At 49.4% G+C, this 15,468-nt stretch carries 11 protein-coding genes; 6 read left to right on the top strand and 5 right to left on the bottom strand.

Annotated elements, in window-relative coordinates:
- Window positions 1-5: 5 nt before the first annotated feature.
- The 4 genes from SB847_RS00975 (at window position 6) to SB847_RS00990 (ending at window position 3,380) form a co-directional block, all read left to right on the top strand.
- On the top strand, window positions 6-632 hold the full coding sequence (locus SB847_RS00975; RefSeq protein WP_059367273.1) for a TVP38/TMEM64 family protein: 627 nt from the start codon (window positions 6-8) through the stop codon (window positions 630-632).
- Complete coding sequence (gene lepB / locus SB847_RS00980; protein ID WP_007610493.1) at window positions 629-1,144, top strand: signal peptidase I; 516 nt, start codon at window positions 629-631, stop codon at window positions 1,142-1,144. The genes SB847_RS00975 and lepB overlap by 4 nt, the downstream gene beginning before the upstream one ends.
- A gap of 147 nt (window positions 1,145-1,291) precedes the next feature.
- Complete coding sequence (locus SB847_RS00985; protein ID WP_410562921.1) at window positions 1,292-2,770, top strand: monooxygenase; 1,479 nt, start codon at window positions 1,292-1,294, stop codon at window positions 2,768-2,770.
- 88 nt (window positions 2,771-2,858) lie between these two features.
- On the top strand, window positions 2,859-3,380 hold the full coding sequence (locus SB847_RS00990; RefSeq protein ID WP_045207084.1) for a MarR family transcriptional regulator: 522 nt from the start codon (window positions 2,859-2,861) through the stop codon (window positions 3,378-3,380).
- A 36-nt stretch (window positions 3,381-3,416) separates the two neighbouring features.
- Here SB847_RS00990 and SB847_RS00995 read toward each other — a convergent pair whose 3' ends face one another.
- From SB847_RS00995 to SB847_RS01015, 5 genes are all read right to left on the bottom strand, one after another.
- Window positions 3,417-4,574, bottom strand: a complete 1,158-nt coding sequence (locus SB847_RS00995) for an AbrB family transcriptional regulator (RefSeq protein WP_410577252.1) — start codon at window positions 4,572-4,574, stop codon at window positions 3,417-3,419.
- Between the two features lie 167 nt (window positions 4,575-4,741).
- Window positions 4,742-5,938, bottom strand: a complete 1,197-nt coding sequence (locus SB847_RS01000; RefSeq protein WP_038457542.1) for an MFS transporter — start codon at window positions 5,936-5,938, stop codon at window positions 4,742-4,744.
- Between the two features lie 15 nt (window positions 5,939-5,953).
- Complete coding sequence (locus tag SB847_RS01005; RefSeq protein ID WP_308825574.1) at window positions 5,954-6,577, bottom strand: TetR/AcrR family transcriptional regulator; 624 nt, start codon at window positions 6,575-6,577, stop codon at window positions 5,954-5,956.
- 228 nt (window positions 6,578-6,805) lie between these two features.
- Window positions 6,806-7,315, bottom strand: a complete 510-nt coding sequence (locus SB847_RS01010) for a ferritin-like domain-containing protein (RefSeq protein WP_007409173.1) — start codon at window positions 7,313-7,315, stop codon at window positions 6,806-6,808.
- Window positions 7,316-7,383: 68 nt separating this feature from the next.
- Complete coding sequence (locus tag SB847_RS01015) at window positions 7,384-8,097, bottom strand: DUF421 domain-containing protein (RefSeq protein WP_079891472.1); 714 nt, start codon at window positions 8,095-8,097, stop codon at window positions 7,384-7,386.
- Window positions 8,098-8,237: 140 nt separating this feature from the next.
- Between SB847_RS01015 and addB the strand changes: the two genes are divergently transcribed.
- Both addB and addA read left to right on the top strand, forming a co-directional pair.
- A complete protein-coding gene (gene addB, locus SB847_RS01020; protein ID WP_410577255.1) occupies window positions 8,238-11,738 on the top strand; it encodes a helicase-exonuclease AddAB subunit AddB in 3,501 nt (1,166 codons plus the stop codon).
- The gene (addA, locus tag SB847_RS01025; protein WP_410577674.1) at window positions 11,725-15,429 is read left to right on the top strand and encodes a helicase-exonuclease AddAB subunit AddA; all 3,705 of its coding nucleotides are present in this window, start codon (window positions 11,725-11,727) and stop codon (window positions 15,427-15,429) included. Before addB ends, addA begins: the two co-directional genes overlap by 14 nt.
- The last annotated feature ends 39 nt before the right edge of the window (window positions 15,430-15,468 follow it).

The following is a 15,468-nucleotide window of genomic DNA, read 5'->3' on the forward strand; positions in this document are numbered from 1 at the left end:
AAACGTTGGAGCAATTTTTATCATATTTGACTGAGGAACAGCTGACGGAATGGTTCCAAAGCTATAGAGCTTTCGGCCCGGCGGCTGCGGCTGCACTGCCTTTTATTGAAGCGTTTCTTCCGTTTTTGCCGCTTGTTGTATTTGTGGTGGCGAATACGAATGCATTTGGTTTGTGGGAAGGTTTTTTTCTGTCATGGCTCGGGTCTGCGGCAGGATCGATGCTGATGTTTTATGCCGTCCGCCGTTTCGGACAGAAAAGAGCTTTTGGTTTCATCCGCAGGCATCAGACCATAAGGCGGATGATGCTCTGGGTTGAGCGGCACGGTTTCGGTCCGCTGTTTATTTTACTTTGCTTCCCCTTTACGCCGTCCGCTGCGGTTCATATCGTTGCGGGTCTGTCACGGGTGGGGGCGCTGCAGTTTATATCAGCAGCCGCTATGGGGAAAATGGTCATGATCTTTATGATCAGCTTTATCGGGTATGATCTTCACGCGCTCATGACACAGCCTTTTAGGATGGCGGGCGCCATAACGGTGATCGCGGTGCTGTGGTATGCCGGAAAGCATATCGAACGGCGTTTACAGACGAGAATCAGTCAGCATGAGAAAGACGGAGGGAGACAGGAATCTTGAAAAAACGATTTTGGTTTATAGCCGGCGTGCTTATCGTTGTTTTGGCCATACAATTAAAGAATGCCATTTTTATTGATTATAAAGTCGAAGGAATCAGCATGAATCCGACCTTTAAACAAGGAAATGAGCTGCTGGTCAACAAGTTTTCCCATCGTTACAAAACGATCCGCCGTTTCGATATTGTCCTGTTTAAAGGCCCGCACCGCAAAGTGCTGATCAAACGAGTTATCGGGCTCCCCGGCGAGTCAATCGCATACAGGGAGGATCAGCTGTATGTGAATGGAAAACGGGTGGCGGAACCGTTTTTAAAACCGTTAAAGTCATCATTGTCCGCCGGGAGCCATGTGACCGGTGATTATACGCTGAAGGAAACGACCGGGCGCAAAAGCATACCGAAGGGACAATACTTTGTTATTGGCGACAACCGCATATACAGCCTCGACAGCCGTCATTTCGGTCCGATTAAGGATAAAGATATTGTCGGAGTCATCAGTGAATCAGACGCCAAGTGAACGGCGTCTTTTTTTTTCAGAAATGATTGTAAAAAAGCAGAGGAAAGACTATAATGGAAATTGTTACGCGCGAAACAAAAAAAGAGGCGTTTATTTTTTAGTGATTTTGTTACGTCTGTAACAAAAATATGAAAGAGGGCTGATGAGATGAAAACACAGGCTGCCATTATCGGGGGAGGTCCGGTCGGGCTTATGCTTGCATCAGAACTGGCGCTGGCCGGAGTGAAAACGACTGTCATTGAACGATTGAAGAAGACGGTGCCATATTCCAAAGCGCTTATCATGCATCCGCGCACACTTGAACTTTTTGCCATGAGAGGCATATTGGAACGCTTTTTGGAAAAAGGGACGAAGGTGTCTTCCGGCCATTTTTCCATGCTGGATACACGGCTGGATTTTTCTCGGCTGGATACGAAGCAGAATTATTCGTTAATGCTGCCTCAGGCAGAAACGGAGCGGATTTTGGAGGAGTATGCATCAAGTCTCGGCGCAGACATCATCCGCGGGGCGGAAGCGGTGGCTGTCACCCAGACGGATGACGGAGTGGAGACGGTGTTCCGGGACGAAAGCGGGATCCGCACTCTTCACAGCTTATATGCCGCGGGTACAGACGGAGCGGGGAGCATTGTCCGGAAACAGGCGGGCATCGCTTTTTCGGGCACTGATGCCGATTTAACAGGAGCCCTCTGTGATGCCGCTTTGAAACATCCGCCCGAATCTTCCTTTTTTTCAACGTGCCGCCTGGAGGGATCGGTTGTGATTATCCCTCTTACGGACGGACTTTTCCGCGTTCTCATCGTTTCTCCGCACACCCCGCAAAGGCGGAAGGAAGAGCCGGTCACCGAAAATGAGCTGAAAGAAGACCTGCGGCGGATATGCGGCACTGATTTCGGATTAAGTGATCCGGTATGGATGTCGCGGTTCGGCAATGCCGAGCGTCAGGCCGAACAATACCGATCAGGCCGGGTTTTTGTGGCCGGGGATGCGGCGCACATTCATTTTCCCGCAGGCGGCCAAGGCCTGAACACGGGGCTTCAGGATGCCTTCAACCTCGGCTGGAAGCTGGCGGCGCAAATGAAGGGGAAAGCGGCGCCTCATCTTCTGGACAGCTATCATCAGGAAAGACACAGCACAGGAAAAGAAGTGTTGCACAATATCAAAACGCAGATAAAGCTCATGGATTTTACCGAGTCGGGGATGGCATTAAGAGAAACGATGACCGCTTTGCTGGATGTTCAGGAGTCCAACCGTTTATTGGCGGGAAAAGTATCCGCGCTTGATCTGCATTATGAACCGGATGCGGAGCTGCCGCCGCATACCCTGAACGGAAAACGCCTGCCGGATATCGAATTGACCCTTCATGACGGGCGGCCGGCCCGGCTGTATGATTTTCTTCATAAGGGCGCCTTTGTGCTTCTGTCATTAAGAGGGAGCATTCCCGCCGGTATTGATACGGACAGTGTGGCAGCTGTCAGGGCGGAGCTTGCTGAAACACGTGCCGATTGGGATGACGTCCACTCCGTTTTAATCCGGCCGGACGGCCACGCGGCATGGGCAGCCGGGGGCTCGGGACGTGAAGCGGAAGAAGCCGTTCTGGCCGGTTTGGAGAGATGGGGGTTCATCTGATACCCTTTTATGCGCCTGTGTGATTGTTTCTTATGTAACAAAACGTTATAGTAAAAGAAACAATCAATACGGAAGGGTGACTCAGCAGTTGGACAGAAGACAGCCAGACCATGCAAAACACATGATTCTTGAAAGGCTGACAGATATTTTTCACGAGCAGGAGAGGTGTCAGGAGGACATCAGGGCGTCGTTGGCCGGACGGATGGACGAACTCCGTGAAGAAAACGGGAAAAAATTACAGCTGACCTTGACGGAAATTCACATTTTGTCGTGTATCGGAGATCATGAACCGATCAATGTCACGTCAATAGCGGAAAAAATGAAGACGACAAAGCCGACCGTGTCGAGAAGCTGCGCGAAGTTTTTGGAAGCCGGCTTTCTGCGCAGGACCCGGCTGAGCGACAATAAAAAAGAAGTCTATTTCCGGCTGACTCCTGCCGGGAAAGAGCTGCATTCCCTTCATCATGAATATCATGAATTGATAAAAAAGCGGCTCTTGGCGTTTTTAGACCGCTATACAGATGAAGAACTGTTATTTGCTGAACGGCTGTTCCGTGATCTTTCAGCAAACTGGCGGTCTGTAAATGGCGGCGGAGAGCTGTTCAAATAAAAAACACGCATCCATATGCGTGTTTTTTTATTCGGATCATGTTCCTCTTTCTGCCCGGCCTCTTTCACCGTGTGCCCGTTTCAGCTGAGAAAGGTGGTGCAGCAGCCGATAGAAGGGCGGAAGCATGGCGATGACGAGAACGATCCGGATGACCTGAACCGCGACGACGAAAGTCGAGTCTTCGTGCAGGGTGATCGAAGTCGCCGCCATCTCGGCGATCCCGCCGGGAGAAAAGGCGAGAACAGATGTAATCATGGAGATGCCCGTTAATTTAGAAACCGCAATCGCGCTCAGAATCATGGCGGCGATTAATCCGACGGAAGAAATAAATCCGACGGTCAGCACTCTCGTCACGCCGGTGAACATGCTTTTGTACATTTTTGATCCGATTGTGGCGCCGAGAAAAATTTGTGACAGCTGGTTCGCTTCCGGCGGCCACCAGGCCAGCATGTCTTTGCCCGCCAAGGCGGACACGCCAATTTCCGCAGCAGCAACGCCGATCATGCTGCCGAGCAGCCAAGGGGCGGGGAATTTCAGCCGTTTTGCGCCTTTGCTTGCAAGCCAGGCAGCCAAAATAAATCCGGCCGTTAACAAGACGGGAGTAAGGCACGGATGTGAAGCTCCTGCCGAAACGGCTCCGGCTGATGTCTGAGCCGCACCGTTTTGTTTGGTAAATAAGAAAATGACGAGAAACGGTATTGTCATGACGACCAAAAGGACGCGCGTCAGCTGAATAAGGCTTACAATCGCGGTGTTTGCGCCGACTTCCTGGGCGATACCGGGCATGGCGGATAAACCGCCCGGCGCCGTGCCTACAAAGCTTGTCATCATGTCCGTCCGGCTGAACCGAAAGAGCACATATCCGGAAACAAGCGCCATCACGATAGAGAAAATCAGCATGAAGCCTACCGGAAGCCAATGCTCCCGTAAAACCGACAGAACGGACAGGTTCAGTTTCTGGCCGAGTTCGATGCCGAGGATCATTTGTCCCGCCGCAAGCCATCTGCGGTGAATCCCTCTTCTGTCAGGCGCCATGAACAGCCAGCGGGGCCTCGTCATGGAGAGGATGCAGCCGGCGGCCAGCGTTCCGAGCATCCAGGCGATCGACATCCCTGTAAGCGAAAGAAGAAACCCCCCTGCCGCACTGATGAGAATAAACCAGATATCCGTTAGGAGATGTTTGTCTTTCTTCAATGAAAACCCTTCTTCCTGAAACATTCATATTAAATTGTTAAGCTCGTTAACCTTACTATTACTATAGTATAGATTTTGAGATAAATAAATAATGAATTATTTCTCATAATCCATTCATTTTTCTTATCACAAATATAAAAAAAGCTCCGGAGATGGGTGAGTGCACCCTACTCCGAAACCTCGCCCGCTTTTCCTTTCCACATAAAGGTCAATCCCAGACCGAGAAATAAAACCACACCTGCGAACAGAAACGGGAAATGAATATTCATATCAAATAAAATACCGCCCAGAGCCGGGCCGAAAATGGTGCCCAAACTCGTGTATGTTGAGTTCATACCGGCGACAAACCCTTGCTGGTTTCCTGCGATTTTCGATAGATAAGTAGTCAGTGCCGGGCGCAGTAAATCAAACGCAAGGAAAATGATGCAAGTGACAGCGAGCACGGGCAAAAATCCTGACATCACCGTAGAAACGAAAGCCAGCACAGCGCCGATGACCAGACAAAGCTGGATGACTTTTTTCTCCCCGAGGAAGTTGACAAGTCTGCCGAACGCGAGCACTTGAATGAGGACCGCCACAATGGAGCTGAACGTAATAATAATGGCGATATCCTTTGGTGTGAAGCCGAATTTATGGTTTGTAAATAAGCTGAATACCGTTTCGTACGCCGACAGCCCGAATGCCAAAACAAAAACGATGATAAAGGCGATCAAGTAGTTTGGATGAATCGACTTTTTCAAATCTTTTAAGAAGGTTGATTCTTTGACGCTTTCCAGCTGCTTTGCGCGTTCTTCTTTAGTTAACGGCTCTTTCAGCATAAAGACAGAGGAAATCACTGCGATAAATGCAATTCCCGCCGCAAAGAAAAACGGCATACGAACGCCGTGATCGGCAATAAATCCTCCTATGCCGGGCCCGATGATAAACCCTGTGCTGATGGCGGCAGATACATAGCCCATCGCCTTCGATCTTTCCTGCACCGTCGTAATATCTGCGACATACGCTGTAACAGCGGGCATGATAAAAGCGGCACTGATGCCCCCCAGCACCCTTGCGAAATATAAAATGGAGACATGTGTGCCCAATCCGAAGGTCAGTTCGGATAATGCGAATAAAAACAGTCCGGCGAGAATCATGATTTTTCTGCCGAAGCGGTCAACCCATCTCCCCGCAATGGGGGATGCAATTAATTGCGCGACGGCGAAGGCAGCGACAAGGTATCCCATTGTGCTGCCCGTCAAGTGCATCACATTCATAAACAGCGGCATAACGGGAATGATCAATCCGATGCCTAAAAACGCAATAAATATGTTGCTTAATAAGATGATGAGTACAGCCTTTTGTTCTCTGATCGGTTTTTGCATGTTGTTTCTCCTTTGTCAGCTGTCTTGATTCTGTTGATCAGCATTGATGACTCCGTGAATAAACACGGAGATGGCTTCTTTTTGCAATTCGATTCTTTGCTGAATGGTATCGTTTTTATATAACACATCTAAACCGTAGAAGACGGACAGCAGGATTTTCACTTTTGATTCGACATGATGAATGGACCAGCTGCCGTCTTGATTTCCCTCTGTTAAGATCTCTCTCATCACATCGTCGTATTCAATATCAATTTTATTGAGACGTTTTACGACCTCCTCTGACGTAAACGCACTCGCATAAAACTCTTCGCTTGCTCTCATAAGCGGGTAATTAATGCTCATCCGGCTGAGCAGCTCCGCAAAGCCCGCCAGCTTTTCGGCAGCATCTTTCAGATCAGCTTCCATTTCCCTCCACGTCTCGATCATAACGCGGTGATCCTCTTCCATGATATGAAGAAACAGAAACTCTTTTCCTTTAAAATGGTGATATAGATTGCCTTTACTGATTTCGGCCGCCTCTAAAATATCCCGAATCGATGTTTCTGAATATCCTTTTTTTGCAAATAAGTCACGCGAAGCGGATACGAGCCTGTTCTTCGTCTTTTCGCTCTTTCCGGCACCGCCTTTTGTATTTGTCACTTCACACAGATCCTTTCCGCCAAATGAGGTTCGGCTCCTTAGAAACCGACCGGTTGGTTTATTTTATTATAAAGGGTTTTTGCTGATTATACAATGAAGAAGTTATCCATTGTTTAGAGGGAGTATATAAACGGCTCGAAAAGTAAACCCCATTCTCTCATGTTGAAAGAACGGGGTTTGTCTGCGGTCTGAAGACTCCCGGCGGGGGAGCGTGATCTGCCTGAACCGTTATTTTCCGGTATTTACCTCGGTGTAGCTTGTGTTCGGCGCGTTTGATACCGTTCCCCCTGTATGGTGGGAAGGAGAGTGGGCCATATCGTATAAAAACCACACGGCGTGACGCTGCTCGTCAAATGCCGTGCGGGCAAATAACCGCTTCGCTTCAGGGTGCACCGCTCTATCGGATGCCTGCAAATAAAAATCATTCGTTTTCTGCTCATCATAAAACGCCGCCCTCAGTCCTTCTCTGTATGTGTGCGGACAATGCTCCGTCTGTTTCGGCGTCAACTGTTTTCCGGTAATTGACGTATACAATGAAGAAAAAGCGTGCAGGTGGCGCACTTCTTCTTCTCTGATATGTTCGATTCGTCTTCTGATTTCTGCGGTCGGCGCTTTTTCGGCTAATATTGAGTAGCAAATCACAGCGCTGTATTCCCCGTTTATGGATTTTACCAGATCCTTGATAAGCACAGAATCGTCACTGCAGATGGCTGTATAATGAAAAAAATTCTCGTGCATTGGACTCACCCCCGGATGTTTATAGGGTATTATACGGCGGCAGCCCGTGACATGTGCGGATGTCATTTTTATTCTTGATCCAGCGGCGATGTAATATGGTCGTCGTATGTGTCGACAAAAAGCCGGCCGTTGCTTCCGCGCACAGCGTATACGACGTCTTCCGGTTTGAGGTTTCTCTTGTCCAATTCTTCTCTCAGCCATTTTTCCGATACGTGGTTTTCTTCCAGATTCTTCATCACCAGCCTGCCGTCCATAATCAGCTCAACGGCAAAGTTCTTTTCATGTCCGGCAAAGATGCCGAGATCCTGTCTTGTAACGGGCGCAAATTCCGGCTTGACCTCCACTGACATGCTGCCGTTTGTTTCAATGATGGCAGTCTGAACCTGAGAAATGTCAAATACGTCATTTACACGCAGCTGCTGGTTCAAGTAGTCGATGGTATAACGCATCGTTTTCATATTATGCTCAAGTATTTTACCGTTTTGAATAATAATGGTCGGTTTGCCTGCAAAGAAACCCCTAAGGACCCTGTTTTTCATAGAAAGATATGCGACAAGGTAAATGATTGCCACGAAAATAATGTAGGCAATGACATGATAATGAATCGGCAGCTTTGTATTAAACGACAGATTTGCCGTGATGGCGCCGAGCGAGATGGCCGCAATGAAATCAAAAAGCGTCATCTGTGAAATGGTTTGTTTACCGAGTATCCGGGCGCCGATAAACAGAATGCTGAACGACAGAGCCGTCCGTACAATTACTTCGGGATATTCTGACATCATCATTAGTCCTTTTTTCTTTATTTTGGTCAAAAACGAAATTTTTTAAAACAATCATCCCGTTTTTACCAGCAGATGAGATTGGTCATTTTCGTCAACTTTCGATAAAATGTAGAAAGATAAAAAGAGAGGGGTCTTTTAATTTGGGTGTTGAGTTTTTAGTAGGCAGATCGGGGAGTGGGAAAACGAGGCTGATTATCGACAGCATTCAAGATGAACTGCGCCGGGAGCCGTTCGGGAAACCGATCATTTTTCTAGTCCCGGATCAAATGACGTTTTTAATGGAATATGAGCTTGCTAAAACGCCGGATATCGGCGGCATGATACGCGCTCAAGTGTTCAGTTTTTCGCGTTTGGCGTGGCGCGTGCTTCAGCATACCGGGGGCATGAACCGCCCGTTTGTGACGACGACGGGTGTGCAGATGCTTTTAAGGAAACTGATTGAAGAATATAAGCACGAGTTTAAAGTGTATCAAAAAGCGAGTGACAAAACCGGGTTCACTGAGCAGGTGGAACGGATGCTGACAGAGTTTAAGCGGTACTGTATTGAGCCTGAAGACGTCCGCCGCATGGCGGAAAGCGGAACGGCGTCAGAATATCGCGGAGAGCGGATGCTGTCTGAAAAACTTCATGATTTAGGCATTTTATATCAGCAGATGGAAAGAAGCCTCGCCGGACACTATTTGCATTCAGAGGACTATTTAACGCTGCTCGCTCAGCAGATTCCTTTGGCGGACGTTGTAAAAGGCGCCCGTGTTTACGTCGACGGATTCTATCAATTTACGCCGCAGGAATTAAGGGTGCTGGAGCAGCTGATCATGCATGCTGAACATGTCACATTCTCGCTGACGGCGGACAGCCCTTCGGCGGAACAGGCACCGGATGAGCTCGATCTGTTCAGAATGACGGGAAGCACATACTATAAGCTTTATCAGACGGCAAAGGAATTGAATGCTGATATTTCCTGCAAGGAACTGCATAGCACGAAGCGGCATCAGCATGCGCCGGAGCTTGCCTGTATAGAGTCGCAGTACGATGTGCGTCCCGCCGCGGCGTATACCGGCGGACAGGAAGCTTTTACCGTCATGCAGGCGCAAAACAGAAGAGCTGAGCTTGAAGGTATTGCCCGGGAAATTCAATCGCTTGTCCGGGACGGAGGATACCGATACAAAGATATGGCGATTCTCATCCGTCAGCCGGAAGATTATAAAGATTTGCTGAAGGAAGTGTTTGCCGATTACGGGCTTCCTTATTTTATTGACGGAAAAGCTTCTATGCAGCATCACCCGCTTATTGAATTCATCCGTTCAAGCCTCGATGTCGTGAAGGGGAACTGGAGATATGAAGCAGTGTTCCGCTGTGCGAAAACCGAACTTTTATTCCCGCTTGATCAGCCGGAGCAGAAAATAAGAGAGCAGGTTGATCAGCTTGAAAATTACTGTATCGCCTACGGCATTAAAGGGGAGCGCTGGACGAGCGGCGAGCGGTTTGTATACAGGCGCTTCGTATCGCTCGATGAGGATTTCGCGCAGACGGATCAGGAAATAGAGATGGAACACATGCTGAATGAGACGAGAGAGTGGATAGCCGCGCCCCTTGTCCGGCTTCAAAACCGGATGAAAAAGGCGAAAACGGTTCAAAGCATGGCGGAGGCTCTTTATCTCTTTTTGGAAGATACCGATGTTCCCCTGAAGCTGGACCGAAAAAGGCAGCGGGCCGAAGAGGCCGGAAACATGATCGAAGCGCAGCAGCACGGCCAGGCGTGGGATGCCGTTATCCAGCTTCTCGAGGAGTTTGCCGGCATGATGGGTGAAGATGAAATATCTTTGGCGCTGTTCCAGCAAATGCTTGAAACGGGAACGGAATCGCTTCATTTTTCTTTAATTCCTCCTGCGCTTGACCAAGTATTTGTAGGGAATATGGATCTCTCAAGAATGTACGGCACGTCCTGCACATTCGTCGTCGGGGCCAATGACGGCGTTCTTCCGGCGCGCCCGGATGAAAACGGCGTGCTGTCTGATGATGACCGGGAGTGGCTGAAAGCAGTCGGAGTGGAGCTGTCTTCCGCGGGGCGTGAGCGGCTGCTTGATGAGCATTTTCTCATCTATATGGCGCTGTCGAGTCCGTCTGACCGTCTTTATGTGTCATACCCGATTGCCGATGCGGAAGGAAAAACGCTCCTGCCGTCAATCGTTGTAAACAGGCTTGGCGAGCTGTTTCCCGATCATCAGGAAAAGCTGTCAGCGGCTGATCCCGAGCAGGTAAGCGAAGAAGAGCAGCTTCAGTATCTCGTCAATAAACAGGTGGCTCAGACATATACGGCAAGTCAGCTCAGGCTGTGGACAAGAGAGTACGAGATCAGTGACGTATGGTGGAGCGCATACAATGTGCTGATGAAAGAGTCTGATCACCGGCGTGCGAAAAAGCTGTTTTCAAGCCTGTTTTTCCGCAATGAGGCGAAGCGTCTTGAACGGCCTGTTTCGCGCCAGCTTTACGGCGAGCATATTAAAGGAAGCGTCTCCCGGATGGAGGCGTTTAATGCCTGCCAGTTCTCTCATTTTGCATCTCACGGGCTTCAATTAAAAGAGCGGCAGTTTTTCAAGCTGGAAGCGCCGGATATCGGCCAGCTGTTTCACTCCAGCCTGAAGCTGATTTCAGACCGGCTTCGTGAGCAGAAGCTGGAATGGCGCGATCTGACGAAAGATCAGTGCCGGAATTTCTCCTATGAAGCGGTGGAACGGCTTGCGCCAAAGCTGCAAAAAGAGATTCTGCTCAGCTCAAACAGACACTTTTATGTGAAGGAAAAACTGCAGAAGATCGTCACGCGTGTTTCAGGCATATTAAGCGAGCATGCGAAGGCGAGCGGTTTCGTCCCGGTCGGTCTTGAACTCGGTTTCGGCGGAAGCGGGCCGCTGCCTCCGCTCACTTTCACGCTGAAAAACGGCTGTACGATGGAACTCGTCGGACGGATCGACCGCGTGGATAAAGCGGAAAGCTCAAAAGGCCTGCTGCTGAGAATCGTTGATTATAAATCAAGCGACAGAGGGCTTGATCTGGCTGAGGTGTATTACGGGCTCGCTCTGCAAATGCTCACATACCTTGACTTATCGATTACACATTCCGAAGATTGGCTCGGTATGAAAGCGACCCCGGCAGGCGTTTTGTATTTCCATATCCATGATCCGATGATTCAGGCCAGTCTGCCGATGGGGCTTGATGAAATCGAGCAGGAAATTTTTAAGAAATTTAAAATGAAAGGCCTTCTCCTCGGTGACCGGGAGGCGATCAGCCTGATGGACACGACTTTGGAGGAAGGACGTTCAAATATCGTCAATGCCGGTTTGAAAAAGGACGGTTCTTTAAGATCCGACTCAGCCGCGGTCAGCGAACAGGACTTTCATCTGCTGACAGACCATGTGCGGCGGACATTTGAACAGGCGGGCGAAGCGATAACGGACGGGCTTGTGTCCATTACCCCGTATAAGCTGAAAGATAAGACGCCTTGTACGTACTGTACGTTTAAGTCGGTATGCCAGTTTGATGAGTCGCTTAAGGAAAATGAATACCGCAGCCTGAAAGCGGAAAAAGACGGCACCATACTGGATTGGCTGAAAAAGGAGGCGGATGATGATGCAAATTCCTAAACCGAAAGACAGCATATGGACGGATGACCAATGGAGCGCCATCGTTTCTTCCGGCCGCGATATTTTGGTCGCTGCCGCAGCCGGATCAGGTAAAACGGCCGTGCTCGTGGAACGGATGATCAGAAAGATAACTGCGGAAGAAGATCCGGTTGATGTTGACAGGCTCCTTGTGGTGACCTTTACAAACGCCTCAGCAGCGGAGATGAAGCATCGGATCGCGGAAGCATTAGAAAAAGAGCTCGCCAAAAATCCGGGATCTCTGCATATCAGACGGCAGCTCTCTCTATTAAATCGGGCGAGCATTTCGACGCTTCACTCTTTCTGTCTGCAAGTGCTTAAAAAATATTATTATATGATTGATCTTGACCCCGGTTTTCGGATGGCTGACCAGACGGAAGGCGAATTGCTCGGAGACGAGGTGCTTGATGAGCTGTTTGAAGATGAATACGCAAAAGGGAATCAGGCGTTTTTTGAGCTTGCGGACAGATATACGACAGACAGGCATGATCTGGATCTTCAAGACCTTGTCAAACGGGTGTACGAGTATTCCCGGTCGCATCCTGACCCGGAAGCGTGGCTGCAAAGCTTTGTCCGCCTGTATGACGTGACAGAAGAAAGCAAAATAGAAGAGCTTCCGTTTTACCAGTATGTGAGAGAAGATGTTGAAATGGCGCTCTTCGGGGCAAAACAAAAGCTTGAGAAGGCGCTTGAACTGACAAAAGCGCCCGGCGGGCCGGCGCCGCGCGCTGATAATTTTCTGGATGACCTTCAGCAGATAGAAGAGCTGATCAGCTGCCGGCATGACTTCGATGCGCTGTATGAACGGGTTCCCGCAGTCTCATTTAAGCGGGCGAAGGCGGTAAAGGGTGATGAATTTGACAAAGCGCTTTTGGACGAAGCGACCGATTTGCGAAACGGCGCGAAGAAACTGATCGAAAAGGTAAAGACAGATTACTTTACAAGAAGTCCGCAAGATCACTTAAAGAGTTTAACAGATATGAAGCCTGTCATCGAAACGCTCGTTCAGCTCGTGATATCGTACGGAAAACGATTTGAAGCGGCGAAACAAGAAAAATCAATTATTGATTTCTCAGATTTGGAACATTACTGCCTGGCGATTTTAACTGCGGTTGATGAAGAAGGCCGGCGGGTGCCGAGCGAAGCGGCCGTTTATTATCAAGACCAGTTTCATGAAGTTCTGGTTGATGAATATCAAGATACCAATCTTGTGCAGGAGTCTATCCTGCAGCTTGTTAAAAGCGGGAATGAAGAGGCGGGAAATCTGTTTATGGTAGGCGACGTCAAACAATCGATCTACCGTTTCAGACTTGCTGAGCCGCTGCTGTTTCTCGGGAAATATAAAAGGTTTACAGAGAGCGGGGAAGGCGCGGGGCAGAAAATTGATCTGAACCAAAATTTCCGCAGCCGCTCCGATATTTTGGACAGTACGAATTTCTTGTTTAAGCAACTGATGGGCGGAAAAATCGGCGAAGTGGACTACGATGAACAGGCGGCATTGAAGCTCGGCGCATCGTATCCGCCGAATGAAGCGGCAAAAACGGAACTGCTGCTGATTGACAGTGCTGATGACGCAGACAGCTCCGAGGATGCCGAAGACTTTGAAACCGTGCACTGGGAAGCAAAAGCGATAGCCGGGGAGATCCGAAAGCTTGTTTCATCTCCGTTTAAGGTATATGACGGCAAAACAAAAACACACCGGAATATCCAGTACCGGGATATCGTAATTTTGCTGCGCTCCATGCCGTGGGCGCCGCAATTAATGGAAGAGCTGAAAAACCAGGGCATTCCGGTGTACGCCAATTTGACGTCGGGTTACTTTGAAGCCGTGGAGGTGGCTGCGGCGCTTTCAGTCTTGAAGGTGATTGATAATCCGTATCAGGATATTCCGCTTGCTTCCGTGCTGCGCTCGCCCATCGTCGGATGTGACGAAAATGAACTTGCGCTGATACGCCTTGAAAAGAAAAAAGCGCCGTTTTATGAAGCGCTTAAAGCATATATAGCGAACGGTGACAGGCATGATGACCTGTATCAAAAACTGAGAACCTTTTATGACAGTCTGCAAAAGTGGCGGTCATTTTCGACGAATCATTCGGTGTCTGAGCTGATTTGGGAAGTATACCGCGATACCGGATATTTTGACTATGCAGGCGGCATGCCTGGCGGAAAGCAGCGCCAGGCCAATCTGCGCGTCTTGTATGACCGGGCGCGCTCGTACGAAGCGACGGCGTTCCGCGGGTTATTCCGCTTTTTGCGGTTCATTGAACGGATGCAGGAGCGCGGCGATGATCTGGGGACGGCCCGGGCGCTCAGCGAGCAGGAGGATGTCGTTCGGCTGATGACGATTCACAGCAGCAAAGGACTTGAATTCCCCGTCGTTTTCACCGCCGGACTCGGCAGAAGTTTTAATATGATGGATCTCAACAAATCATACCTGCTTGATAAAGAGCTCGGTTTCGGCACGAAGTACATTCATCCGGAACTCAGAATCAGCTATCCGACTCTTCCGCTTGTGGCGATGAAGAAAAAGATGCGCAGAGAGCTCTTATCCGAAGAATTGCGCGTATTGTATGTGGCGCTGACCAGAGCGAAGGAAAAGCTGTTTCTCGTCGGTTCCTGCAAAAACCGGGAAAAACAGCTGGCCAAATGGCAGGCGCAAGTAGACCGGGTTGATTGGCTTCTTTCTGAATTCGACCGCTATCAGGCGTCATCTTATTTGGACTTTATCGGGCCTGCGCTCATCCGCCACCGTGACATGGAGGCGCACAGGACGCCGGGACTTTCCTCATCTGAGGATATCGCGCGCGATCCGTCGCGTTTTCACATCCGGATGCTGCAGCAAAGTGAATTGCTGGAAGAGAATCCAAAAGAACGTGCTGAAGAAAAGAGCAAACGTCTCAAAGCGATTCAGCAGGGCGAGCCGATTCCTGATTCGTTTTCATTTGATGATCAGGCGCGCCGTCTGCTTGAATGGGAATATCCGTACCGAGAGCTGACGGCTATCAGAACGAAGCAGTCAGTTTCTGAGCTGAAGAGAAAGCAAGAATACGAGGATGAATACAGCGGCCGCTCTCTCATCAAACCATCAGGAGACACGCTTTTATACAGGCGTCCCGGTTTTATGATGAAAAAAGGGCTGACAGCCGCCGAAAAAGGAACGGCGATGCATACGGTGATGCAGCACATACCGCTGACGCACGTTCCGACTGCCGAAGAAGCGGAGCGGACGGTCCGGATGCTTTACGAAAAAGAGCTGCTGACAGAAGAACAGCAGGAAGCCATTGATATAGAAGAAATTGTTCAGTTTTTCGGAACTGTAATCGGGAAAGATCTTCTCGGGGCGCTGCGGATTGATCGGGAAGTGCCGTTCAGTATGGCGCTTCCGGCGGGTGAGGTGTACAAGGATGCCGAAACGGCCGGTGAACCGCTGCTCGTGCAAGGGATTATTGACTGCCTCTATGAAACTGCGGACGGTCTCTATTTGCTGGACTATAAAACAGATCGGATAGAGGGGAAATTCCGGAACGGATTTGAAGGCGCGGCTCCGATTCTGCAAAAAAGGTATGAAACACAAATCGAATTGTATACAAAAGCGGTTGAACAAATTACAAAAACGAAAGTGAAAGGGCGTGCGCTCTATTTCTTCGATGGAGGTCACGTTCTTACACTGTAACAAGATCCGAAGCTCCTTTTTGGAGCGGATCTTTTTTTC

The organism is Bacillus sp. SIMBA_026, from assembly GCF_046535335.1.
GTDB classification, from domain to species: domain Bacteria; phylum Bacillota; class Bacilli; order Bacillales; family Bacillaceae; genus Bacillus; species Bacillus velezensis.

Excerpts from the sequence above, each read along its gene's own strand:
- addA (WP_410577674.1), top strand. The coding sequence starts at position 11,725 with ATGCAAATTCCTAAACCGAAAGACAGCATATGGACGGATGACCAATGG.
- SB847_RS00985 (WP_410562921.1), top strand. The coding sequence starts at position 1,292 with ATGAAAACACAGGCTGCCATTATCGGGGGAGGTCCGGTCGGGCTTATG.
- SB847_RS01015 (WP_079891472.1), bottom strand. The coding sequence starts at position 8,097 with ATGATGTCAGAATATCCCGAAGTAATTGTACGGACGGCTCTGTCGTTC.
- SB847_RS01010 (WP_007409173.1), bottom strand. The coding sequence starts at position 7,315 with ATGCACGAGAATTTTTTTCATTATACAGCCATCTGCAGTGACGATTCT.
- SB847_RS01000 (WP_038457542.1), bottom strand. The coding sequence starts at position 5,938 with ATGCAAAAACCGATCAGAGAACAAAAGGCTGTACTCATCATCTTATTA.